Origin of the sequence: Allobosea massiliensis, from assembly GCF_042655245.1 — a bacterium.
Taxonomy (GTDB): domain Bacteria; phylum Pseudomonadota; class Alphaproteobacteria; order Rhizobiales; family Beijerinckiaceae; genus Allobosea; species Allobosea massiliensis.
Map to the genome: position 1 here is coordinate 184748 of NZ_JBHSLU010000007.1, position 23078 is coordinate 207825.

Annotated in this window: 19 protein-coding genes; 14 read left to right on the plus strand and 5 right to left on the minus strand. The window is 68.6% G+C overall.

All coding sequences use genetic code 11. The features are described from left to right. Positions 1 to 12 precede the first annotated feature (12 nt). The 3 genes from ACFPN9_RS03965 to ACFPN9_RS03975 are packed head-to-tail and all read left to right on the plus strand — an operon-like array spanning position 13 to position 3939. Positions 13 to 1221: an acetyl-CoA C-acetyltransferase gene (locus tag ACFPN9_RS03965; protein ID WP_066720942.1), complete on the plus strand. Its 1209-nt coding sequence runs from the start codon at positions 13 to 15 to the stop codon at positions 1219 to 1221. 11 nt (positions 1222 to 1232) lie between these two features. Further along, positions 1233 to 3437 carry an FAD-dependent oxidoreductase gene (locus ACFPN9_RS03970; RefSeq protein ID WP_066720944.1) on the plus strand — a complete coding sequence of 735 codons (2205 nt, stop codon included), beginning with the start codon at positions 1233 to 1235 and terminating at the stop codon, positions 3435 to 3437. A 7-nt stretch (positions 3438 to 3444) separates the two neighbouring features. After that, positions 3445 to 3939 (plus strand): peptide deformylase, encoded by a 495-nt coding sequence (locus tag ACFPN9_RS03975; protein ID WP_066720946.1) that lies wholly within the window; start codon positions 3445 to 3447, stop codon positions 3937 to 3939. A 148-nt stretch (positions 3940 to 4087) separates the two neighbouring features. On the opposite strand, the gene aptA is transcribed toward ACFPN9_RS03975, so the two are convergent. Continuing rightward, a complete protein-coding gene (gene aptA, locus ACFPN9_RS03980) occupies positions 4088 to 5428 on the minus strand; it encodes an omega-aminotransferase AptA (RefSeq protein ID WP_066720949.1) in 1341 nt (446 codons plus the stop codon). A 176-nt stretch (positions 5429 to 5604) separates the two neighbouring features. On the opposite strand from aptA, the gene ACFPN9_RS03985 reads away from it, so the two are divergent. The 3 genes from ACFPN9_RS03985 (at position 5605) to ACFPN9_RS03995 (ending at position 10006) form a co-directional block, all read left to right on the plus strand. Continuing rightward, on the plus strand, positions 5605 to 7404 hold the full coding sequence (locus ACFPN9_RS03985) for a tetratricopeptide repeat protein (protein WP_066720952.1): 1800 nt from the start codon (positions 5605 to 5607) through the stop codon (positions 7402 to 7404). A gap of 148 nt (positions 7405 to 7552) precedes the next feature. Next, positions 7553 to 9052, plus strand: coding sequence for an EAL domain-containing protein (locus tag ACFPN9_RS03990; protein WP_066720955.1), 1500 nt, complete (start codon positions 7553 to 7555; stop codon positions 9050 to 9052). Positions 9053 to 9136: 84 nt separating this feature from the next. Beyond that, positions 9137 to 10006, plus strand: a complete 870-nt coding sequence (locus ACFPN9_RS03995; RefSeq protein ID WP_066720958.1) for a TIGR01459 family HAD-type hydrolase — start codon at positions 9137 to 9139, stop codon at positions 10004 to 10006. Positions 10007 to 10033: 27 nt separating this feature from the next. Here ACFPN9_RS03995 and ACFPN9_RS04000 read toward each other — a convergent pair whose 3' ends face one another. After that, complete coding sequence (locus ACFPN9_RS04000) at positions 10034 to 10417, minus strand: response regulator (RefSeq protein WP_066720961.1); 384 nt, start codon at positions 10415 to 10417, stop codon at positions 10034 to 10036. A gap of 263 nt (positions 10418 to 10680) precedes the next feature. Here ACFPN9_RS04000 and ACFPN9_RS04005 point away from each other — a divergent pair, with 263 nt between their 5' ends. The 8 genes from ACFPN9_RS04005 (at position 10681) to mutL (ending at position 21521) form a co-directional block, all read left to right on the plus strand. Continuing rightward, positions 10681 to 11124: a MaoC family dehydratase gene (locus tag ACFPN9_RS04005; RefSeq protein ID WP_066720964.1), complete on the plus strand. Its 444-nt coding sequence runs from the start codon at positions 10681 to 10683 to the stop codon at positions 11122 to 11124. A gap of 105 nt (positions 11125 to 11229) precedes the next feature. Continuing rightward, positions 11230 to 12198, plus strand: a complete 969-nt coding sequence (locus ACFPN9_RS04010) for a bifunctional riboflavin kinase/FAD synthetase (RefSeq protein WP_066720967.1) — start codon at positions 11230 to 11232, stop codon at positions 12196 to 12198. A gap of 246 nt (positions 12199 to 12444) precedes the next feature. Beyond that, complete coding sequence (gene ileS / locus ACFPN9_RS04015; RefSeq protein ID WP_066720970.1) at positions 12445 to 15450, plus strand: isoleucine--tRNA ligase; 3006 nt, start codon at positions 12445 to 12447, stop codon at positions 15448 to 15450. Further along, complete coding sequence (lspA, locus tag ACFPN9_RS04020) at positions 15447 to 15929, plus strand: signal peptidase II (RefSeq protein WP_066720972.1); 483 nt, start codon at positions 15447 to 15449, stop codon at positions 15927 to 15929. Before ileS ends, lspA begins: the two co-directional genes overlap by 4 nt. 75 nt (positions 15930 to 16004) lie before the next feature. Beyond that, positions 16005 to 16649 (plus strand): hypothetical protein, encoded by a 645-nt coding sequence (locus tag ACFPN9_RS04025; RefSeq protein WP_066720974.1) that lies wholly within the window; start codon positions 16005 to 16007, stop codon positions 16647 to 16649. A gap of 169 nt (positions 16650 to 16818) precedes the next feature. Then, a complete protein-coding gene (locus ACFPN9_RS04030; RefSeq protein ID WP_066721182.1) occupies positions 16819 to 18105 on the plus strand; it encodes a M16 family metallopeptidase in 1287 nt (428 codons plus the stop codon). Positions 18106 to 18157: 52 nt separating this feature from the next. Beyond that, positions 18158 to 19453: a M16 family metallopeptidase gene (locus tag ACFPN9_RS04035; RefSeq protein ID WP_377815420.1), complete on the plus strand. Its 1296-nt coding sequence runs from the start codon at positions 18158 to 18160 to the stop codon at positions 19451 to 19453. A gap of 262 nt (positions 19454 to 19715) precedes the next feature. After that, a complete protein-coding gene (gene mutL / locus ACFPN9_RS04040; RefSeq protein WP_066720982.1) occupies positions 19716 to 21521 on the plus strand; it encodes a DNA mismatch repair endonuclease MutL in 1806 nt (601 codons plus the stop codon). A gap of 9 nt (positions 21522 to 21530) precedes the next feature. Here the strand turns inward: mutL and ACFPN9_RS04045 are convergent, their stop codons facing one another. The 3 genes from ACFPN9_RS04045 to ACFPN9_RS04055 all read right to left on the minus strand — a co-directional run bounded on the left by ACFPN9_RS04045 (position 21531) and on the right by ACFPN9_RS04055 (position 23065). Continuing rightward, the gene (locus ACFPN9_RS04045; RefSeq protein ID WP_066720985.1) at positions 21531 to 21902 is read right to left on the minus strand and encodes a DUF2019 domain-containing protein; all 372 of its coding nucleotides are present in this window, start codon (positions 21900 to 21902) and stop codon (positions 21531 to 21533) included. After that, complete coding sequence (locus ACFPN9_RS04050) at positions 21899 to 22558, minus strand: hypothetical protein (protein ID WP_377815423.1); 660 nt, start codon at positions 22556 to 22558, stop codon at positions 21899 to 21901. Before ACFPN9_RS04050 ends, ACFPN9_RS04045 begins: the two co-directional genes overlap by 4 nt. Positions 22559 to 22750: 192 nt before the next feature. After that, positions 22751 to 23065, minus strand: a complete 315-nt coding sequence (locus tag ACFPN9_RS04055; protein WP_377815425.1) for an EamA family transporter — start codon at positions 23063 to 23065, stop codon at positions 22751 to 22753. Between the last annotated feature and the right edge of the window lie 13 nt (positions 23066 to 23078).

Below are 23078 nucleotides of genomic sequence, written 5' to 3' on the forward strand. Positions count from 1 at the left end.
GGGAGGCCCCTGATGGCAGACGCATTCATCTACGACCATGTCCGCACGCCGCGCGGCAAGGGCAAGGCCGACGGCTCGCTGCACGAGGTCACCGCGATCGAGCTCGGCACGACGACGCTGCGCGCGCTCCGCGACCGCAACGAGCTCGACACCAAGCTCGTCGAGGACGTGGTCTTCGGCTGCGTCGATCCCGTCGGCGAGGCCGGCGCCGACATCGCCCGCACGGTCGCGCTCAAGGCCGGCTACGGCAAGGAGGTGCCGGGCATCCAAATCAACCGCTTCTGCGCCTCGGGGCTGGATGCGGTGAACCTCGCTGCGGCACAGGTGATGTCGGGCCAGAAGGAACTGGCGATCGGCGGCGGCGTCGAGAGCATGAGCCGCGTCGGCATGGGCGCCTCGGGCTTCGGCATCGCGGTCGACCCCTCGGTCGCCATCGACACCTACTTCATGCCGCAGGGCATCTCGGCCGATCTGATCGCGACGAAATACGGCTTCTCGCGTGACGATGTCGACGCCTATGCCGTGCGCTCGCACAAGCGCGCCCACGCCGCCTGGGAGGCCGGGCGCTTCGCGAATTCGGTCGTGCCGGTCACCGACGTCAACGGGCTGACCATCCTCGCCCGCGACGAGACGATCCGCCCCGGCACCGACATGCAGGCGCTCGCCGCGCTGAAGGCCTCCTTCGTCCAGATGGGCGAGATGGGCGGCTTCGACGCGGTCGCGACCGCGGCGCACCCGGATGTCGAGTTCGTCAACCACGTCCACCACGCCGGCAACTCCTCGGGCATCGTCGATGGCGCCGCCGCTGTGCTCGTCGGCTCGAAGAAGGGCGGCAAGGCGGCCGGCCTGAAGCCCCGCGCTCGCATCCGCGCCTTCGCCACCATCGGCTCGGACCTCGCGTTGATGCTGACCGGCCCGGTCGACGTCACCGAGCTCGTGCTGCGCAAGGCCGGCATGACGACGAAGGACATCGACCTCTTCGAGCTGAACGAGGCCTTCTCCTCGGTCGTGCTGCGCTTCCAGCAGGCCTTCGACATCGACGATGCCATCCTGAACGTGAATGGCGGCGCCATCGCCATGGGCCACCCCCTCGGCGCGACAGGGGCGATGATCCTGGGCACCGTGCTCGACGAGCTGGAGCGCACGGACAAGAACACCGCTCTGGTGACGCTCTGCGTCGCCGCCGGCATGGGCGTCGCCACCATTATCGAACGGGTTTGAGGAGAGCCGCCATGAACCTCACCAATTTCCGCTTCGAGACCGATTCCGACGGCATCGCCACCGCGACCTGGGACATGCCGGGCCGCTCGATGAACGTCATCACGCCCGAGCTGATGGCCGAGATCGACCAGATCATCGACACGGTTGCCTCGACCGAGGCGATCAAGGGCTGCGTCATCACCTCCGGCAAGGAGGCCTTCTCCGGCGGCGCCGACCTGACCATGCTGCAGGGCCTGCGCGACCTCTACATCCGTCTCGCCAAGGAGAAGGGCGAGCCCGTCGCGATGCAGTCCTTCTTCGACGAGAGCCGCAAGCTCTCGCTGCTCTACCGCAAGCTCGAGACCTGCGGGAAACCCTTCGCCGCCGCGATTCACGGCGTCTGCCTCGGCGGCGCCTTCGAACTCGCGCTCGCCTGCCAGTATCGCGTCGTCTCCGACGATGCCTCGACCCGCGTCGGTCTGCCGGAGATCAAGGTCGGGCTCTTCCCCGGCGCCGGCGGCACCCAGCGTGTCGCCCGGCTGATGCAGACCGGCGACGCCCTGCAGATGATGTTCAAGGGCGAGCAGGTGAAGGCGCTGCCGGCCCGCAACACCGGCCTGGTTCATGCCGTCGTCCCGCGCGATCAGCTCGTGGCCAACGCCAAGGAGTGGCTCAAGGCCAACCCGCAGGCGAAGGCGCCTTGGGACGATCCGAAGTTCAAGCTGCCCTCCAACAAGGTTTATTCGCCGGCCGGCATGCAGATCTGGCCGCCCGCCAACGCGATCTATCGCCGCGAGACCAACGACAACTACCCGGCCGCCCGCGCCATCCTCTCCGCGGTTTATGAGGGCCTGCAGTTGCCGATCGATCTCGGGCTGAAGGTCGAGAGCCGCTACTTCGCCAAGATCCTGCGGACGAAGGAGGCGGCCTCGATGATCCGCTCGCTCTTCGTCTCGATGCAGGAGCTCAACAAGGGCGCGCGCCGCCCGGCCGATCTCCCGCCGAGCAAGCTGAAGAAGGTCGGCGTCGTCGGCGCCGGCTTCATGGGCGCCGGCATCGCCTATGTCACGGCCCAGGCCGGCCTTGAGGTCGTGCTGGTCGACCGCGACCAGGAGGCGGCCGACAAGGGCAAGGCCTATTCGCACAAGCTGGTCTCCGACCAGATCATGAAGGGCCGCGCCAAGACCGCCGACCGCGACGCGCTGCTCTCCCGCATCACCGCGACCGCCGATTACGCGGCGCTGAAGGGCTGCGACCTCGTCGTCGAGGCCGTCTTCGAGGATCCCAAGGTCAAGGCCGAGGTCATCGCCAAGGTCGAAGCCGCCGTCGGGCCGAAGACCATCTTCGGCTCCAACACCTCCACTTTGCCCATTACCGGTCTCGCGTCGCACTCCCTGCGGCCGCAGAACTTCATCGGCATCCATTTCTTCTCGCCGGTCGAGAAGATGCTGCTGGTCGAGGTCATCATGGCCAAAAAGACCGGCAAGAAGGCGCTCGCCATGGCGCTCGACTTCGTCCGCGCCATCAAGAAGACGCCGATCGTCGTCAACGACACGCGCGGCTTCTACGCCAATCGCTGCGTCGGCAATTATCTGCGCGAAGGCCATCTCATGCTGATGGAGGGCGTGCCGCCCGCGATGATCGAGGCGGCCGGCAAGCAGGCCGGCATGCCGGTCGGCCCGCTCTCGCTCAATGACGAGGTCGCGGTCGATCTCGCCTTCAAGGTGCTGAAGGCGACGAAGGCCCAGCTCGGCGAGGGCGCCGTCGATCCAGCGCAGGAGAAGCTGCTCTCCGACATGGTCGAGAAGAACGGACGTCTCGGCCGCAAGAACCGCAAGGGCTTCTACGACTATCCGGAAGCCGGGCCCAAGCGCCTCTGGCCGGGGCTGGCCGATCTGGTCGGCAAGCGTCTGGCGCCGGAACAGGTCGACATGCAGGAGCTGCAGCACCGCCTTCTGGTCACGCAGGCGCTGGAGGCGGCCCGCACCTATGAGGAGGGCGTCGTCACCGATCCGCGCGAGGCCGATGTCGGCTCGATCATCGGCTTCGGCTTCGCGCCCTATTCGGGCGGCACGCTCTCCTTCATCGACAATATGGGTGCGGCCGCCTTCGTGAAGCTCTGCGAGAGCCTGGCGAAGAAGCATGGCGAGCGCTTCAGGCCCAACCGGCAGCTCAAGCGCATGGCCAAGACCGGCGAGAGCTATTACGGCGCAGCGGCGGCCAAAGTCGCCGCCTGAGGCGGCCTTGGCGATCCGGCCGATCCTCCGCTTCCCCGATCCGCGCCTGCGCGCGGTCGCGGAGCCGGTCGAGCGCTTCGACAGCGAGCTGCGGCAGCTCGCCGCCGATCTGCTGGAGACGATGCGCGCCGCGCCCGGCGTCGGCATCACCGCGCCTCATATAGGCGTGCCACTGCGGGTCGTCGTGCTGGAGCTGACGCCCGGCGAGGTGCGGACCTACGCCAATCCGCAGATCCTCTGGGCCTCGACGGAGACGAGCCGCGCCACCGAAGGCAGCGTCTCGATGCCGGGCGTTACCGAAGAGGTCGAGCGGCCCGCGAAAATCCGCGTGGGTTGGCGCGATCTCGACGGCACCGCCCATGAGGCGCAGGCCGAAGGCTTCCTCGCCACCTGCCACCAGCACGAGATCGACCAGCTCGACGGCATCTTCTGGCTCCAGCGCCTCTCGCGGCTGAAGCGCGAGCGGGTGATCGCGCGGTATGGGAAACTGGGGCGGGGGTAGGGCAGCCTAACGGACACCACGCCTTGCGCGTCATGCTCGGCCCTGTACCGAGCATCCACGTTTTGAACACAGGTCTTGCCGACGGAAGACGTGGATGGTCGGGACAAGCCCGACCATGACGTGACAGCGCGAGGGTGCTGACGCTGGCTTACCCCGCCACGGCCCTGATCACGCGCCTCGTCTTCTCGACGATCTCGCCGATCTGGTCTTCGGTCACGATCAGTGGCGGGGTCAGGGCGATGGTGTCGCCGGTGACGCGGATCATCAGGCCCTCCTCATGGAACGCATGCTCCATCGCGGCATAGGCGCGCTTGCCGACGCCCTCCGGCCGCGAGGCGAGGTCGATGCCGGCGACGAGCCCGAGCGTGCGGATGTCCAGCACGTTGGGCTCTTCCTTCAGCTCCATGATGGCATCGGCCCAGAGCGGCTCCAGAGTCTTCGCCCGCTCGAACAGCCCCTCGTCGCGATAGATGTCGAGCGTCGCCAGCGAGGCCGCCGCCGCCAGCGGGTGACCCGAATAGGTGTAGCCGTGGAACAGCTCGATCGCGTTGTCCGGGCCGTTCATGAAGGCGTCGAAGATCGGCTTGCGCACGATCACGCCGCCCATCGGCACGGTGCCCGAGGTCACGCCCTTGGCGAAGGTGATCATATCGGGGACGACGCCGTAGCGCTCGGCCGCGAAGGCGAAGCCGAGCCGCCCGAAGCCGGAGATGACCTCGTCGAAGATCAGCAGAATGCCGTGCTTCGTGCAGATCTCGCGCAGGCGCTGGAGATAGCCCTTGGGCGGCGGCAGCACGCCGGTCGAGCCCGCCATCGGCTCGACCATCACGGCCGCGATGGTCGAGGCGTCGTGCAGCGTGACGATCCGCTCCAGTTCGTCGGCGAAATGCGCGCCATACTCCGGCTCGCCCTTGGTGAAGCGCTGCTTCTCGCGGTCATAGGTCGCGGGCAGGTGGTCGGCGCCCGCCAGCAGCGAGCCGAAGAACTTGCGGTTGGAGACGATGCCGCCGACCGAGATGCCGCCGAATCCGACGCCGTGATAGCCGCGCTCGCGCCCGATCAGGCGGGTCTTGGAGCCCTTGCCGGTGACGTTCCAGTAGGCGATCGCGATCTTCAGTGCCGTGTCGGCGGCTTCCGAGCCGGAGCCGGCGAAGAAGACATGATCGAGATCGCCCGGGGCCAGCGCCGCGATGCGCGCGGCCGCCGCGAAGACCTTGGGATGGCCGAACTGGAAGTTCGGGGCGAAATCCAGTTCCTCGGCCTGGGCCTGGATCGCCTCGATGATCGGCCGGCGCTTGTGGCCGGCATTGCAGCACCAGAGACCCGCCGTGCCGTCCATCACCGGCTTGCCCTCGGGGGTGTAATAATACATGCCCTCCGCCCGGGAGATCATGCGCGGCCGCTGCTTGAAGGCCCGGTTTGCCGTAAACGGCATCCAGAAGGCCTCGAGATCGTTGGGGTTAGCGATCGGGGAAGAGGCTGCGGTCATCGGGCGGATCCTGTGTTTAACAATCACTCAACCTAACAGCACGATCCAGGCTGTAAATCGCATGCGGGACAGGGCATCCCTGCGGCGCCGCAACGGCGGGTCGCGTCGCGAATGGGGTGACCCAGCGTCGCTTTTGCTGTACTCCGAACAAGGGGCGTAAACTGAACCGGACCCCCATGGACGTATCAGGCGCAGGCTCGGAAACGCTCGATCACGAGCCCCTCGCGGACATCCGCGCCGGGCTCGCGCGGATCCTCGCGTCGGATGCCTTCCGCGCGGCGCCGCAGCTCTCGGCCTTCCTCGCCTTCATCGTCGATCGCGCCGTGGCAGGCCGCGGCGGCGAGCTGAAGGGTTACACCATCGCAGTCGAAGCCTTCGGCCGCTCGCCGGATTTCGACCCGCAATCTGACCCCATCGTGCGCGTCGAGGCCGGCCGCCTGCGTCGGGCACTGGCGCAGTACTATGCCGGCGAGGGCGCCGCGGATCCGGTGCGAATCACCATTCCCGTCGGCGCCTATGTCCCGGCCTTCGAGCGCGTCGAGCCGGCGCAGACCGACGCAGGGCAGGCGCATCGCAGCGAAAGCGCAACGGATGATCGGGGCGACGAGCCCCCGACGGTGGCGCCGATCACGGAGAGGCCCCTCGAACGAGGTCTGGCGAAGCGCTGGCCGCTGGCGGCTGGTCTCGCGCTCACAGCGGCGCTGCTCTCGCTCGTCGCCTGGTATGGTGGCCTGCTGGGCCCGCGCACGGCCGATCGGGTGGCCTCGGTCGATGCGCCCGGCACGGCGCTGGCGAGCATGGATCGGGAGATGCCGCTTGCCAGGCTCGACAAACCCGCAGCGGCGCCGCTCGAGACGACCGTCCTGGTCGTCTCGGTGCCGGATTTCGCTGATGCCGAACTCGCTGCAGCCTCCCGCCGCTTTACGAATTTCCTGGTCGATGCGCTCTCCCGTTTCGACGACCTGCTGACCATCAAGGTGCCGGCCCAGGGGCAGCCGCTGCCACGGGAGGCCGACTATGTGCTGGAGATGTCGGCTCAGAGCGTTGCCACGGGCACGGAAGGCTTCGGCCGACTGAGGGCGGTGCCGGACGGGCGCATCATCTGGTCCGCTTCGTCGACACGCGTGCTCAGGGCGAATGACGAGGACCTTCCCGAAAATGCGCGGCGCCTGGCGACGCGGCTGGCCGAGCCGTTCGGGATCATCCATGCCGACATTCGTCAGAATCGGACTGCCGGTCCGATGAGCTGCATCTATGAGGCGATCGATGTGCGGCGGACGATGACCGCAGCGGCGCATCTGGCGGCGCGCAACTGTCTTCAGGACCTCGTCCGGCGTGACCCCACCTTCTACCCCGCCTGGATCCAGCTCTCGCTGCTGTCGGTGTTCGAGCAAAGCTTTGGCTTCAACCAGTTGCCGGATGCGCTGGAGCGTGCCCATGCCGCGGCGCTGACGGCGGTGCGGCTGGCTCCTTCCAGCGCCCGCGCCCATCAGGCGCTGATGTCGACGCTGTTCAAGCGCGGCGCCATCAACGAAGGGCTGGCGGCCGGGCGCGCCGCAATGGGACGCAACCCCTACGACCCCGACATCATGGCGATGCTGGGCGCGCGCTACATCCAGCTCAATCGACCGGCCGAGGGGCTGCCCCTCCTCGAGAAGGCGATCGCGCTGAGTGCAGGGCGCCCGGCTTCCTATGATTTCTACGCTCTGCTGGGCGCGCATCTGCTCGGCGCCCGGCAGGTGGCGCGTGGACATGGCGAGTTCCTGGCCGGTGGCGGAAACCCCTTTGCCCTGCTGGGACGCGCGCTCCACGCCGTGCAGACCGGAGATGCCGAGGAGCGGTCCCGCGCCATCGCCGAGCTGTGCGAACAGTTCCCAGCCTTTCATCGCGAGCCGCGCGTCTGGTTGATGAAGCGCGGTTTCGGGGCGGAAATCACCGACCGACTTCTCGCGGATCTCGGCGTCGTCCGTCACTGACGATGCCGGCTGCCTTCGCTGGGCGAAACCGGCATTCCCAACAGCCAAAACGGCCGAAAGCTCGCCTCCGCGCGGCTCTGCGGCTAGTGTTGTCACAGTGGTGTGATTCGCCGTTTCTTCCCGATCAACCCCTCGCGCGACCGCTGCCTTGGCCCCTCTCCGACCGAACGCTCTGCATCCTCTCGCCAGCGCCGTCACCGGGCTGTCGGCAGGCGCGGTCTTGACGCTGCTCTGGCCGACTCCGCTGGGGGCCGCGCTCGGCCTGTTGCTGGCGGGCGGGGGCGGCCTTGGCTCGATGTGGCTGGCCGAACGGCGAGCCCAAGCGCAGCGCGAGCAGGTTCTCGCCGCTGTCGGGGAGGTCAAGGTCCGGCTGGCGACCAATGCGATCCGCCTCGATGCACTCTCCAAGAGAGTCGAGCAGATGCCGATGCGCGATGTCGACGCGGCACCGGCGCGAGCCGCCATCAACGAACTGACAGCCGAGGTCGGCCTGCTTGGCGATCTGATCCATCAGGTCGCCACGACTCTGGCCGATCACGACGCCGCGCTGGCCGCGGTCCAGGCGCGCGCCGCTGCGCCGGCGGCGGATGAGCGGTCGACGGCTGTCGCTCCGCCCGCTCCCAGGGTCGCGCCGCTCGTCGTCGTCGATCCGGAGGCCGCGCGGCAGGAGCGTCTCAAGGCGCAAGCCGCCGAACGGGCGGAAGCCGCGCGCCAGGCCGAGGAACGGGCCGCCGCAGAGCGCGCCGCCGTCATCGGCGCAGCGTTGTCCGAAGGGCGCGTCGAGGTTCATCTGCAGCCGATCGTGCAATTGCCGCAGCGCCGCACGCGGGGCTACGAGGCGCTGGTGCGCCTGCGGCTGGACGAGCACACCCTGCTGCTCCCGCACGAGTTCATCCCGGTGATCGAGGAGCGCGGCTTCGGCCCGACGCTCGATGCGCTGGTGCTGACCCGGGCGCTCGCCATCGCCCGTCATCTCGGCTCCAAGCCGGGCGAGCTCTTCGTGTCCTGCAATTTCAGCGGCGCGACCTGGAGTTCGTCCAAGGCGCTGGCGACGCTGTCGCGCATCCTCGAGAAGTATCGCGAGCACACCGGCCATCTGATCATCGAGATGCCGCAGCGCGTGTTCCGCGGCCTGGACCCGACCAGCCTCGGCCTGCTCGGCGCCATGTCGGCCAATGGCGTGCGCTTCGCGCTGGATGAGTTGGTCGATCTCAGGCTCGATCCGGTCGCGCTGTTCGATCGCGGCATCCGCTTCGTCAAGGCGCCGGCCGCTCTTCTGATGGAGCAGGTCGACAGCGAGACCGCCGACATTGCGCCGGCCGATCTCTCTGCTCTGCTGGCGCGTGCCTCGATCGTTCTGGTCGCCGACCAGGTCGCCGACGACCCGACGGTCGCGGACATGATCGACCTCGGCGTCGGGATGGGGCAGGGGCCGGTCTTCTCGCCGCCGCGCCCGGTCAAGCCGGATGTCTTCGCCGAGCCGGCCGAGCCCGCACCCGCCGCTGCCGAGCCTTCCCCGTCGCCGGCTCCCGCACCGGAGCAGCGCTTGGCCGAGGTCGTGGACTATCCCGGCCAGCCGGCGGCGACCCGCGAGGCTCCGCCGGAGCGGCAATCCTTCCGCTCGGTCCTGCGCCGCGCCACGGCTTGATCGGCGCCGCTGCGACCTTTCGCAGATGCGAGGCGCGGCGTGATCCTGTAAAGCCGGCGGCACCGAGTCTGGGAGCCACCCGCCGTGCCGTCATCCACCACCCCGCCGACCCTGCCGCTGTCGGGCTTCTCCGAGATCGCCGGCCGTTTCGATCTCTGCCTCTGCGACGTCTGGGGCGTGGTCCATAACGGCGTTGCCGCCTTTGGCGAGGCCGTCTCGGCGCTGGTCGCGATGCGCGAACGCGGGATCAGCGTTGTCCTTGTCACCAATGCGCCGCGCCCGGCGGCCGTGATCGAGCAGCAGCTCGATGGCTTCGGTGTGCCCCGTGCAGCCTGGGATGCCATCGTCACCTCCGGCGATGTCTGTCGCGGCCTGATTGCCGCGCGCGCGGGCCGGCCGATGTTCCGGCTCGGGCCGGAGCGCGACAAGCCGCTGGTCGCGGGGCTCGATGCGCCAGAGGTCGCGCCGGAGGAGGCCAGCTACGTGCTTTGCACCGGCCTGCTCGACGACGAGACCGATACGGCCGAGACCTATGCCGGCCTTCTCGCCGGCTTCGCCGCGCGCGGGCTCGACATGATCTGCGCCAATCCCGATCTCGTGGTGGAGCGCGGTGGCCGGATCGTGCCCTGCGCCGGCTCGGTTGCGCTCGCCTATGAGGAGATGGGCGGGCGGGCGATCTATGCCGGCAAGCCACATGCGCCGATCTATGAGGCGGCGTTGGCCGTCGCCGACGGCTTGCGCGGCGCGTCGATCCCGCGCGAGCGGATCTGCGGCATCGGCGATGCGATCCGCACCGACATCGCCGGCGCGCAGGCCTTCGGCATCACCGGCATCATGGTTCTGGCCGGAATCCACGCGCAGGATCTGATGGAGGCGTCCTGGGACGAGCGCCATGGCTGGTTCGGCCGACAGAGCCATCGCCCTGCCTATGCGCTGCCGCATCTCGTCTGGTGAGGCGCGGGCTGGCGCCTCGTGCGCGGATCAGCCCGTGCAGACGGATTCGATCTTCGAGCGCAGCGTCTGCGCGTTGAACGGCTTGACGATGTAGTTGTTCACGCCGGCCTTCTTGGCGGCGATGACGTTCTCGGTGCGGGATTCCGCCGTCACCATGATGAAAGGCGTCGAGGCCAGCGCGTCTTCCTCGCGCACGCGCTGCAGCAGCTCGAAGCCCGTCATCGGCTCCATGTTCCAGTCCGAGATCACCAGGCCGTAGCGCTTGTCCCGCATCTTGGCGATGGCCGCCTGGCCGTCGGCGGCATCGTCGACATTCTCGAACCCGAGCTGTTTCAACAGGTTGCGGATGATCCGGACCATCGTCTGGTAATCGTCGACCACCAGAATGGGCATGGACGGATCGAGAGCCATGGCGGTGCTCCAAGCAAACGGTGACGGCGCGGAACATGCCGCGCCGGGCCGCTGCAAGCGCAGCGGCAGTCAGTGAACCCAGCGTTACCGCGGCCGTGTTTCAAAGCCGTTAATCCAATGCCGCAGTGACGCTTGGTCATGGCGTTTTTGCCACCAGCCACGAAAGTCCAATGGCCGGGTTTTTGCCGCTGTGAGAGGCTGCGACGCAGCAAAAATCGACCCGGCGACCCCCGCGCCGCGGTCGAGCCCAGGCACCGACACCCATGACCAGCGCCCTCTATACCGTCCATGCCTTCGAGGATCTGACGGTCGGCATGAGCCAGAGCCTCATGCGGACGGTGATGGAGCGCGACGTCTCGCTCTTCGCCGATCTGTCCGGCGACGCCAACCCGATCCATCTCTGCGACCGCTACGCCGCCAACACCAAATTCGGCCAGCGCATCGCTCATGGCATGCTCACCGCGAGCCTGGTTTCCGCCCTGCTCGGCACAAGGCTGCCGGGGCCGGGAGCGGTCTATCTGTCGCAGACCCTGACCTTTCTCGCCCCCGTCAAGATCGGCGACGTCGTCACGGCGCGTGTCGAGGTGATGGAGCTGGTGGCGGAGCGTCGCCGGGCGCGGCTGTTCTGCGAATGCCTCGTCGACGGCAAGGCCGTGCTGGAGGGCGAGGCCTGGGTCGCCCTGCCGCCCGCGCGCCCGCGGAGCTGACGCGGCCGAGGGCCATCGGGCGACGGTCCGGCTTGACGCTTCGCCGCCGCTGGCCAATGAGGGGCCGGTCCGGCGTAAGCCGGGATGCCCGGATCGCCCGCACAGATGACTTCGCCCGCCGACGCGCCCTCCAGCTTCGTGATCGACCTCGACAAGCCCGTACCGGCCGCGCTGCGCGGCTGCGTCCTCGCGCTCGGCAATTTCGACGGTGTCCATCGCGGCCATGCCGAGCTGGCGCGCGAGGCGGTCGGATTGGCCGAACGACTGGGCCGGCGCCCGGCGGCGCTGACCTTCGAGCCGCACCCGCGCAGCGTCTTCCGTCCGGAGGAGCCGGTGTTCCGCCTGACGCCGCCGGCCTTGAAGACGGAGCTACTCGGCGCCATGGGGCTGCCGCTGACCTTCGTCCTGCCTTTCGACCGCACCATTGCCGCGATCCAGGCCGAAGCCTTCGTCGACGATCTCCTGCTCGGGCGCCTCGGCGCCGCCGGCCTCGTCTGCGGCTATGATTTCCATTTCGGCCAGGGTCGCCGCGGCGCGCCGGAGATGCTGCAGGAGCGTTGCGCGGGTAAGGGCATCCCGGTCGTCGTCGTGCCGCCCTTCGCCCGCGACGGCGAGCCCGTCTCGTCGACGCTGATCCGAACGGCGCTGGAGCAGGGCGACGTCGCCCGCGCCGCCGATTTCCTCGGCCGCCCCTGGTTCGTGCGCGGCGTCGTGGCCCATGGCGACAAGCGGGGCCGCGATCTCGGCTACCCCACCGCAAACATGCATCTCGCCCGCGACTGCCGGCTGAAATACGGCATCTACGCGGTGCGTATGAAGATCGACGGCATCTGGCACGACGGCGTCGCAAGCTTCGGCAGCCGGCCGACCTTCGACGACGGCGCCCCACGGCTGGAGACGTTCGTCTTTGACTTCTCCGGCGATCTTTACGGCAAGCAGGTCGATGTCGCCTTCGTCGCCTGGCTGCGGGGCGAGGCGAAGTTCGACTCGCTCGAAGCCCTGATCGTCCAGATGGACGCCGATAGCGCCCGCGCCCGCGAGATCCTCAGCACGACGCCGCCCTTCCTTCCTTGACGGGGCTTTGCTAGAGCAGCGACGACGTTCAACCACGCGCGGTGGCGGTTCCGGCGACGAGAGATCTGGTCTAGAAGCTGCCGATGGTCATGCTGCCTATGTGCCTTCTCCGGCGAATTACAGGCCCGGCTGCCGCCTCGCGCTGAGCGCGGGCGCCTGCGCAGTCCGGGTTGAAGACCGCTTTTCCCGTTTCCAGAGGATGAGCGCGGCCACCGCCGCCGCCTGTCCCAGTGCCCGAGCCGGACCATGACCGACCAGACCGCCGATAAGACCGACGCGACCGACTATTCCCAGACGCTGTTCCTGCCCCAGACCGAGTTCCCGATGCGGGCCGGCCTGCCGCAGCGCGAGCCGGAACTGCTGGCGCGCTGGGCCAGGATCGACCTCTACCGCAAGCTGCGCGAGGCCGGTAAGGGCCGCGACCGCTTCGTCCTGCATGACGGCCCGCCCTATGCCAACGGGAACATCCATATCGGCCACGCGCTCAACAAGGTCCTGAAGGATCTCGTCACGCGCTCGCAGCAGATGCTGGGCTTCGATTCCAACTACGTCCCGGGCTGGGACTGCCACGGCCTGCCCATCGAGTGGAAGATCGAGGAGCAGTACCGCGCCAAGGGGCTGAACAAGGACGACGTGCCGGTCGTCGAGTTCCGCAAGGAATGCCGCAGCTTCGCCGAGCACTGGGTCTCGGTCCAGCGCGAGGAGTTCAAGCGGCTCGGCGTCGAGGGCGACTGGGACGATCCTTACCTGACCATGGCCTATCCGGCCGAGGCGCAGATCGCCCGCGAGATCATGAAGTTCGCCGAAACCGGCCAGCTCTATCGCGGCTCCAAGCCGGTGATGTGGTCGGTGGTCGAGAAGACCGCGCTCGCCGAGGCCGAGGTCGAATACGAGGAGCACACGAGCGACACGGTGTTCGTGGCGTTTCCAATTGTTCAGCCGATGACGGGCGACATGGGGGCGACGCCGTGGCCGAAGATTTGGAAATTCGCTGAGGAACTAAGAAACGCATCTGTCATCATCTGGACCACAACGCCGTGGACGATGCCCGGCAACCGCGCGATCTCGTTCAACCATAAGATTGCTTACGGGCTTTACCGCGTCACCGTTGCGCCCGAGAACAACTGGGCCAAGGTTGGTGCAACCTATGTCCTCGCTAAAAATCTCGCCGAAAGCGTCTTCAAGGCAGCGAAGGTCGAGGCCTTTGAACTCGTCGCCGACGTCCCGGCGGCCGCGCTCGCCGGCCTCACCTGCGCCCACCCCCTCCGTGGGCACGGCTACGACTTCGACGTTCCCCTGCTCGACGGCGACCATGTCACCGACGACGCCGGCACGGGCTTCGTCCACACCGCGCCCGGCCATGGCCGCGAGGATTTCGACGTCTGGATGAGCAACGGCCGCCAGCTCGCCGAGCGCGGCATCGAGACCCGCATCCCCTACACCGTCGATGCCGATGGCCGCTTCACCAAGGACGCGCCGGGCTTCGAGGGCGCTCAGGTCATCACCGACACCGGCGAGAAGGGCAACGCCAACGAGGTCGTCATCAAGGCGCTCGCGGCGTCGGGCAACCTCGTCGCGCGCGGCCGCCTGAAGCACCAGTATCCGCATAGCTGGCGCTCGAAGAAGCCGGTCATCTTCCGCAACACGCCGCAATGGTTCATCGCCATGGACAAAGCGGTCGACACGCTCGGCAACCGTACCCTGCGCGAAGTCGCCCTCGGCGCGATCAAGGACACCCAATGGGTTCCCGCAGCGGGTGAAAACCGCATCAATGGCATGATCGCCAACCGCCCCGACTGGGTGGTCTCGCGCCAGCGCGCCTGGGGCGTGCCGATCACCGTCTTCGTCGAGAAGGAGAGCAAGGAGATACTGGTCGACGCGAAGGTCAACGCGGCCATCGCCGAGGCCTTCGAGGCGGAAGGGGCAGATGCCTGGTTCACCGACACCGACGGCGCCCGTTTCCTCAAGCCCTTCGGCTACGACCCGGCGAACTACGAGCGCGTCACCGACGTGCTCGACGTCTGGTTCGATTCAGGCTCGACCCATGCCTTCACGCTGGAGAAGCGCGCCGATCTGCGCGCCCGCCGTCGCGGCGATGGCGGCAATGACCGCGTCATGTATCTCGAAGGCTCGGACCAGCATCGCGGCTGGTTCCACTCCTCGCTGCTGGAAAGCTGCGGCACGCGTGGCCGCGCGCCCTACGACATCGTGCTGACGCACGGCTTCTGCCTCGACGAGAAGGGCGAGAAGATGTCGAAGTCGAAGGGCAACGTCACCGCCCCGCAGGACATCATCAAGGATTCGGGCGCCGACATCCTGCGCCTCTGGGTCGCGGCGGCGGACTATTCCGACGATCTGCGCATCGGCAAGGAGATCCTCAAGACCTTCGTCGAGACCTATCGCAAGCTCCGCAACACGATGCGCTGGATGCTCGGCACGCTCGCCCATTTCAGCGAGGACATCCGTGTGGCCGAGGTTCAGACCATGCCGGAGCTGGAGCGGCTGATGCTGCACCGGCTGGCCGAGATCGGCCCGCAGGTCGAGGAGGCCTACCGCACCTACGACTACAAGAAGGTCGTGACGCTGCTCTCGCAGTTCATGAACACCGAGCTCTCGGCCTTCTATTTCGACGTCCGCAAGGACGCGCTCTATTGCGACCCGCTCTCCAGCCATGTCCGCAAGAGCGCGCTCACCGTCGTCGACCATCTCTTCCGCTGCTTGACGACCTGGCTCGCGCCGATCCTGGTCTTCACCGCCGAGGAAGCCTGGCTGGAGCGCTATCCGGAGCAGAAGACGCTCGAAGGCTCGGTCCATCTGGAGCTCTTCGCCAGCGTGCCCGAGGCCTGGCTCGATGCCGAACTGGCCGAGCGCTGGAGCAAGATCCGCAAGGTCCGCCGCGTCGTCACCGGTGCGCTCGAACTCGAGCGTGCGGCCAAGCGTCTCGGCTCTTCGCTGGAGGCCGCCCCGCAGGTCTTCGTCTCCGATCCCGATCTGCTGGCTGCGCTCTCGGGCGCCGATCTCGCCGAGATCAGCATCACCTCGGCCATCCGCGTCGAGAGCGGGGAGGGGCCGGCGGAGGCCGTCCGCCTGCCCGAGGTGCCGGGCGTCGCGGTGGTCCCGCATCGCGCCGATGGCGTCAAATGCGCGCGCTCCTGGAAGTATTTCGATCCCGCGACGGCCGATCCGGCCTATCCCGCCGTGACGCCGCGCGACGCCAAGGCGCTGCGCGAACTCGGCCGGAGCGCCGCGTGACGCCCGCCCGCCGGCTCGGCCTTTCCATCGTCTTGGTCGTCTTCCTCGTCGACCAGGCGCTGAAGCTCTGGCTGCTCTTCGGGCTGCGCCTGGCGGAAACGGGGCCCTATGCGGTCACGCCCTTCATGGACATCGTGCTCGCCTGGAACCGCGGCATTTCCTACGGGCTGTTCCAGCAGCACAGCGATCTCGGCCGCTGGGGTCTCGTCGTGATCTCGATCGCGGCCGCGATCTGGCTCGGCCGCTGGATGTGGCGCGAGCAGCGCCCGCTGACGGTCGCGAGCCTTGCTCTCATCGTCGGCGGCGCGCTCGGCAACGGGCTCGACCGTGGGGTCTATGGCGCGGTCGTCGACTTCGTTCACCTGCATTGGGGCAGCTTCAGCTGGTACATCTTCAACATCGCCGATGCCGCGATCGTTGTCGGGGTGGTCGGGCTGCTGTATGAGTCCTTCCGGCCGGCGGCCGAAAACGCGGCTTGAACCCGGCTCCGCCATCGTTTTGCCGTTCGCGTGCGGTTTGAGACGGGGAAGCAATATCCCCGAGGGAGGTTTGACATGGCGCATCGCATCCGCGTGACGCATCTGCTGCTGGCCGGCGGCCTCGCTTTGGCGGGCCAGCCCGCGCTCGCCCAGGAAGGCATGCTCTTCAAGAACCTGCTGGAAGGCGTCGTCGGCGGCCGTCCGGGTGACGACATCGAGTATCGCCAGCGGCCGCCGCTGGTCGTTCCGCCGAATTCGACCCTGCCGCGGCCGCAGGAATCCGCCAGCACCCGCAACGCCGCCTGGCCGAACGATCCCGACGTCGCCGCCCGCCGCGCCGATGCCGCCGCCGCCCGCGCGCCCGCCGGCTCCAACCCCAACTGGCGCAACAACCCGATGCTGAGCCAGGAGGAACTGCGCCGCGGCCGCACCACCCGCGACACCGGCCGGCCCGAGATCGTCGAGGAACACAACAACTACAACAACCAGATCGCGCCGATCCGCACCGGTCGTGAACTGGCCAGCCGCCAGAATCAGGTGGCGCTCGATCAACTCACCTATGGCTCGGAGCCGCCGCGCCGCACGCTCGCCGATCCGCCGGTCGGCTACCGTCGCCCCGCCGGTTCCGCCCCGCTGGGTCCGGGCCAGGGCGGTCCGGTTGAGGACAAGCAGGCGGTCGGTCAGCGCGAATTCCTGACCGGTCAGATCCCGCTGCAATAAGACGCGTGCGGCGGCGCCCTGCGGTGTCGCGGCCCCGGGCCGGCCACTGGCGGTTCGCGCCGGCAACACATAAATGCATGGAGAGGCGGCGCGTCGTCCCGGCGCGGCCGCCTCACTGACATCTGAACGCGCCGCCGGCGCCCCCATCACGGAGACGGTCCAGGTGAACATGCATGCGCAGCCGACCGGAGCCGCCCAGCCGGTGGAATCCTTTCGCCTCGCAAATGGTCTCGACATCGTGGTGGTGCCGGACCGGCGCGCGCCCGTCGTCACCCACATGGTCTGGTACCGCAACGGCTCCGCCGACGATCCGGCCGGAAAGTCCGGCATCGCGCATTTCCTCGAGCATCTAATGTTCAAGGGCACGGCGAAATGGCCGGCGGGCGAGTTCTCCAAGATCGTCGCCGGGCTTGGCGGCCAGGAGAACGCCTTCACCTCCTTCGACTACACCGCCTATTTCCAGCGCGTGCCGAAAGAGCATCTGCGCGCCATGATGGATTACGAGGCCGACCGGATGACCGGGCTGGCCTTCGACGAGAGCGTCGTCGGGCCCGAGCGTGACGTGGTGCTGGAAGAGCGCAAGATGCGCGTCGATGCAGACCCGGCCGCCCAGCTCGGCGAGGAGTTTTCGGCCGCGCTCTTTGTCCATCACCCCTATGGCACCCCGATCATCGGCTGGGAGCACGAGATCGAGGGCCTGAATCGGGACGACGCCTTCGCCTATTACCAGCGCTTCTACACGCCGGAAAACGCGATCCTCGTCGTCGCCGGCGACACCGATGCCGCGACCGTCCGCCGCCTCGCGGAAGAGACCTATGGCGCCATTCCCGCCCGCGGCGAGGCCCCGGTCCGCAAGCGCCCGGCCGAGCCCCATCCGCGTGCGGCGCGCCGGGTCTCGCTGAGCGACCCGCGCGTGCGCCAGCCCTCGCTGCGGCGCGGCTGGCTGACGCCGACCTATCTCAGCGGCGATGCCGGCGAGGTCTTCGCGCTCGAGCTTCTGGCCGAGATCCTCGGTGGCGGCACCACCTCGCGGCTCTATCGCCGCCTCTGTGTCGAGGCCGATCTCGCCGCTGGCGCCAGCGCCTACTTCATGGGCTCGATGGTCGACCGCGCCGCCTTCCAACTTTCGGTGAGCCCCCGCCCCGGCGTCGAGATGGCCGCGCTGGAAGCCGGGCTCGATGCAGCGCTCGCCGCCTTCCTCAGCGAGGGGCCGAGCGAACTCGAACTCGCCCGCGCCCGCACCCGGCTCGTCGCCGAGACGGTCTTCGCCCGCGACAGCCAGTCTTCGCTCGCCCGCATTTTCGGGGCGTCGCTGGCCGTCGGCGAGACGGTCGAGGACGTGCTGGCCTGGCCGCAGCGGATCGAGGCCGTGTCGCGTGAGGCTGTTCTCGAAGCGGCGCGGCGCTATCTGCGGCCCGACCGCGGCGTCACCGGCCTGCTCCTGCCCGCCGCCTGACTCCGTCCTCCTTCCGCACGGGGCCGCGTTCCGGCCCGAGCCAGGACATGACATGAACGCTCCGATTCCCGCTGCCGCCACCAGCCTCGCTGGCCCCTCGGTCCCGGTCCAGAAGGTCCGCTCGTCCGCCGGCGTCGAGGCCTGGCTGGTCGAGGAACACAGCCTGCCGCTGATCGCGGTCGACTTCGCCTTCGACGGTGGCGCGACGCGCGATCCCGAGAACGCCGCCGGCAGCGCCTATCTCGTCTCCGGCCTGCTCGACGAAGGCGCGGGCGATCTCGACGCCGAGGCCTTCCAGGGCAAGCTCGCCGACCACGCCATCAGCCTCGGCTTCGATGCCCGCCGCGACGACTTCCACGGCCATCTCCAGACGCTGTCGAGCCACCGCGACACCGCCTTCGAGCTGCTGGCGCTGGCGCTGAACGCCCCGCGCTTCGATGACGACGCCGTCGCGCGCGTCAAGGGCCAGGTCATCTCCGGCCTGCAGCGCCAGGCCCAGAACCCCGAAACCCTCTGCCGCAACGCGCTCTACGCCGCCGCCTTCCCCGGCCACCCCTATGGCCGGCCCGAGAAGGGCGATGTCGACAGCGTCTCGCAGCTCGAAGCGACCGCGCTGAAGGCGCTCTCGCGCGATCTGCTGGCACGGGCCGGGCTGAAGCTGGTCGTCGTCGGCGACATCACGGCCGACGAACTCGCAAGCCGGCTCGACCAGATCTTCGGTGCGCTGCCGGAAGGGCTGCCGCGCGCGCAGCCGGCCGAGGCCCTGCCGATCCAGGGTCTCGGCCAGACCCACACCATCGATCTCGACGTACCGCAGACCGTGCTGCGCTTCGTCGGCCCCGGCCTGATGCGGCACGATCCGGATTTCATCGCCGGCAGCGTGCTCAATCACATCCTGGGCGGCTCGGCCTTCACCTCGCGGCTGTTTATGGAGGTGCGCGAGAAGCGCGGCCTTGCCTATGGCGTCTCCTCCAGCCTGCTGCCGCTGCGCCAGGGCGCCATGCTGGTCGGCGGCACCGCCACCAAGAACGAGCGCGCCGCTGAATCCATGAGCGTGATCCGCGAGGAGATGGCCAAGCTCGCCAATGAGGGGCCGAGCGAGCACGAGGTCGAGGAGGCCAGGCGCTACATCATCGGCTCCTACCCGCTGCGCTTCGACACCTCGCCGAAGATCGCCTCGGAACTGCTGGGCCTCGCCGTCAACGGCTTCGAGCCCGAGTTCCTCAGCGAACGCAACAGCCTCTTCGCCGCGGTGACGCTGGCCGACGTCAAGCGCGTGGCGGAGCGCCTCTTCGGTGACCCGCGCCTGCTGGTCCAGGCGGTCGGCCGGCCGGTCGGGCTGGTGTGAGTTCGCAGACGAGGCCGGCCCAGTAGCGCTCCTCCCTTCCCCCTTGTGGGGAAGGGTATGGGGATGGGGGTGGTTCCGCTTGGTGACCGCTGACCGAGCGGCCCGACCTCCACCCCTGCCCCTCCCCACAAGGGGGAGGGGTTCCCCGCGCCCGTTCATTTGGGGCTGGCGAATCCGATTTGGGCACGACTCGCCCCCATCCCCTATCCTGCCGTGACGCTACCCCTCGATTCGCCGCGCCGCCCGCCGCTCCGGAACCCGCATGCCCGTCCGCCGCCTCGATCCCGTCCTGGTCGACCGCATCGCCGCCGGCGAGGTGATCGAGCGGCCGGCTGCGGCGGTGAAGGAATTGGTCGAGAACGCCATCGACGCCGGCGCGCGATCGATCGCGGTCACGATCCGGGCAGGCGGGCGCGAACTGATCCGCGTCGTCGATGACGGGGCCGGCATGACGCCCGAGGATCTGGCGCTCGCCGTCGAGCGCCACGCCACCTCGAAACTACCCGATGGGGATCTCTTCGCGATCCAGTCGCTCGGCTTCCGCGGCGAGGCGCTGCCCTCGATCGGCTCGGTCGCGCGGCTCTCCATCGCGACCCGCCGCCACGATGCCCCCCAGGGCGTCGGCCTCATCGTCGAGGCCGGCGAGAAGGGCGTGGTCCGCCCTGTCGCCGCCGCACCCGGCACGCGCATCGAGGTCAGCGATCTGTTCGCCTTCACCCCCGCCCGGCTGAAATTCCTCAAGAGCGACCGGGCCGAGGCGCAGGCCGTCTCGGAGATGCTGCGGCGCCTCGCCATCGCCCATCCGGCGATCCGGTTTTCGCTCGAGGGCGAGCATGTCTCGCCCTTCGACTGGCCGGCGGAAGCGATCGGCGAGGAGGGGCAGCTGCGCCGGCTCGGCCGCGCGCTCGGGCGCGATTTCCCCGAGAACGCCCTGCGGCTCGATGCGGCACGCGAGGGCGTCCACGTCACCGGCTTCGCCGGTTTGCCGACCTTCCACCGCGGCACCTCGGCCGGCGTACATCTCGCCGTCAATGGCCGGCCGGTGCGCGACAAGCTGCTGCTCTCGGCGGTGCGCGGCGCCTATGCCGATGTCGTGCCCTCCGACCGCCACCCCGTGCTCTTCCTCGATGTCGCCTGCGATCCGCGCGCCGTCGACGTCAACGTTCACCCGGCCAAGAGCGAGGTCCGCTTCCGTGATCCGCAGCTGGTCCGCGGCCTCGTCGTGTCCGGGCTGAAGGCGGCGCTGGCGCAGGCCGGCCACCGCGCCACCACGACCGGCGGCGCGCGCACGCTGGAGGCCTTCCGCGCGGTCTTCGCTGGCACCGGCAACAGCACCTCGCCTTTGCGCCCGACCCTGCCGGAGACGCCCGCTTGGAACGCGCCCGTCGCCGGCTTCGACGCGCGACCGCAGCAGGGCTTCGCCGGGTTCGCCGTCGCCTCGGCCGACGCCCGCGCCCATCTCGCGGAGCCCGCGCCGGACGCGCTCGACCGGCCGCTGGGCGCCGCCCGGGCCCAGCTCCACGAGACCTATATCGTCGCCCAGACGCGAGAAGGTGTCGTCATCGTCGACCAGCACGCCGCCCATGAGCGCCTCGTCTATGAGCGCCTCAAGGCCGAGCGCGCCCGCAGCGGCATCGCGACGCAGCCTCTGCTCCTGCCCGAGGTGGTCGAACTCGACCCCGTCGACGCCGACCGGCTGAACGCGGCGAGCGAGGATCTGGCGACGCTCGGCTTGAGGCTGGAGCCCTTCGGTCCGGGTGCGGTTCTGGTTCGCGAGGCGCCCCAGCAGCTCGCGGGCGGCAACCTCCAGAAGCTCGTCCGCGACGTCGCCGACGCGCTGGCTGAGCACGGAACCGCCGGTTCCCTGGAGCGACGCCTCGACCATGTCCTGGCGACGATGGCCTGCCACAACTCCGTCCGCGCCGGCCGTCGGCTCCGCCCCGAGGAGATGGACGCGCTGCTGCGCGAAATGGAGGTCACGCCCAATTCCGGCCAGTGCAACCACGGCCGCCCGACCTATGTCGAACTCAAGCTCGCCGATATCGAGCGCCTGTTCGGGCGCCGATGAGGGGCTGCCTCAACTCGGCCGATAAATCCCATTGTCCAGATTGATCAGGGTCATGCCGGCGTCTCCGCATTGCGGACCCCATTTGGAGTCGGCGATCTCCTGGATCTCGCGACGGGCTGCGAGATAATCGACGGCAAGGGTGGCCCGCGCTGCAGTGAGTCGCACTTGCATGTTGGGATGGCCGAAGAGCGTCATGAGGATGCGGCGCTGATCCCCGGGACGCGACTTCAGCTCGTCTTCGATCGCCTGGATTCGATCGTATCGCCGGTTGAAAGCCGCGTACTCCTGGCGATCGAGAGAATCGTACTGCTCGACGCACAGCTTCTCGAACAGCAGAAGCAGATCGTTCGTCGACAGCCGTTTGAGATTGACCCTGCTCATTTGAGCACCTCGAACTGTCGTAATGCCTGCTGTCCGACCCGCACATGCTCGGACCAGTCCCGACCTCGCAGATAATCGCGTGGCGAGAGGCCGCCGAAGTTTGGATTCTTGGCCGTGTACCAGCCCGTAATTTCATGATGCTTGTAGCGGGGTATGCTGACAACATTGTCGGGGCCGTCGAGCATCGAGCGCGGAAAGCCTTCACGCCCTCCCGCACCCTGCTCGACGATGTGATGGTCGTCATAACCCGGCCGCCGCTGCCCCGCCTGCTGCTGGAGTTCGGTGAGCGATTGGGGCGGATCCTGATAGGACCGGATCGACGGCCATTCGGAGTACAGCCAGTGGCCGGCTTCTATCGCGGTGACGACCGCGCCGATCGGGCCTGCTCGCCGCAGCGCCGCGCGGGCGATCTGCTTGGCCAGCGCCTTCGCGGCCTGGGTCTTCGAGACCCTGTCCTTGGGCGGTTCTTTCGGAGGGTCGGGCGGGTCGAGTGACGGCCCGCCATTGTCGCCGATGCCCGGCTGCCGGCCCTGAGCATAGCCCTCGACATACCGCCACTGACCGCTTTCGCGGCCGTTGCCGGCAGGGATGCGCGGCTGATCCTCGCGGAAGCCGGCCTTCTCAACGAGCGCCTGCAGCCGCGCCAGGGCCCGCATCATGCGGTCGCCGGCGATCTGGCTCGCAAGCCGCCTGCGCTGCAGCGCGGCGCTTCGGGAACGCCAGTGATCTGGATAGGGAAGGGGCATCCGTGCGTCTGACCTCCGCGACGGATGCGAAGATCAGGCACGCGGAGCCTACCGGGGATAAGATGGGCTGCTTATCCCCGCGGCAGACGGCGGCTCCGCGGCTCAGCCGGCTTCGGCGACGCCCCCCGCCTTCGCCCGTCCCGGGATCAGGATCGAGCCGGACGCCGCGATCACCAGCGCGAGGCCGAGCCAGTCGCTCGGCGTCGGGCGCTCGCCGAGCAGCAGCACCGAGCCGAGCACGCCCACCGCCGGCACCATCAGCGTGCCCAGGCTCGCGATGCCGGCCGGCAGCCTGGCGATGACCGTGAACCAGAGCACATAGGCCAGCGCCTGCGCGCCGAGGATGTGGAAGGCGAGCGCCGCCACCGTCCGCGCCTCCAGCATCTTGGGCACCGGCACGCCCTCGAAGACGAGCATGCCGAGCCCCCCC

What these genes read in the sequence shown, in the direction of transcription:
- ACFPN9_RS03965 (WP_066720942.1), top strand. Translation starts at nt 13, where the DNA reads ATGGCAGACGCATTCATCTACGACCATGTCCGCACGCCGCGCGGCAAG.
- ACFPN9_RS03970 (WP_066720944.1), top strand. Translation starts at nt 1,233, where the DNA reads ATGAACCTCACCAATTTCCGCTTCGAGACCGATTCCGACGGCATCGCC.
- aptA (WP_066720949.1), bottom strand. Translation starts at nt 5,428, where the DNA reads ATGACCGCAGCCTCTTCCCCGATCGCTAACCCCAACGATCTCGAGGCC.
- ACFPN9_RS03985 (WP_066720952.1), top strand. Translation starts at nt 5,605, where the DNA reads ATGGACGTATCAGGCGCAGGCTCGGAAACGCTCGATCACGAGCCCCTC.
- ACFPN9_RS04000 (WP_066720961.1), bottom strand. Translation starts at nt 10,417, where the DNA reads ATGGCTCTCGATCCGTCCATGCCCATTCTGGTGGTCGACGATTACCAG.
- ACFPN9_RS04005 (WP_066720964.1), top strand. Translation starts at nt 10,681, where the DNA reads ATGACCAGCGCCCTCTATACCGTCCATGCCTTCGAGGATCTGACGGTC.
- ACFPN9_RS04010 (WP_066720967.1), top strand. Translation starts at nt 11,230, where the DNA reads ATGACTTCGCCCGCCGACGCGCCCTCCAGCTTCGTGATCGACCTCGAC.
- ileS (WP_066720970.1), top strand. Translation starts at nt 12,445, where the DNA reads ATGACCGACCAGACCGCCGATAAGACCGACGCGACCGACTATTCCCAG.
- ACFPN9_RS04025 (WP_066720974.1), top strand. Translation starts at nt 16,005, where the DNA reads ATGGCGCATCGCATCCGCGTGACGCATCTGCTGCTGGCCGGCGGCCTC.
- ACFPN9_RS04030 (WP_066721182.1), top strand. Translation starts at nt 16,819, where the DNA reads ATGCATGCGCAGCCGACCGGAGCCGCCCAGCCGGTGGAATCCTTTCGC.
- ACFPN9_RS04035 (WP_377815420.1), top strand. Translation starts at nt 18,158, where the DNA reads ATGAACGCTCCGATTCCCGCTGCCGCCACCAGCCTCGCTGGCCCCTCG.
- mutL (WP_066720982.1), top strand. Translation starts at nt 19,716, where the DNA reads ATGCCCGTCCGCCGCCTCGATCCCGTCCTGGTCGACCGCATCGCCGCC.
- ACFPN9_RS04045 (WP_066720985.1), bottom strand. Translation starts at nt 21,902, where the DNA reads ATGAGCAGGGTCAATCTCAAACGGCTGTCGACGAACGATCTGCTTCTG.
- ACFPN9_RS04050 (WP_377815423.1), bottom strand. Translation starts at nt 22,558, where the DNA reads ATGCGGGCCCTGGCGCGGCTGCAGGCGCTCGTTGAGAAGGCCGGCTTC.
- ACFPN9_RS04055 (WP_377815425.1), bottom strand. Translation starts at nt 23,065, where the DNA reads ATGCTCGTCTTCGAGGGCGTGCCGGTGCCCAAGATGCTGGAGGCGCGG.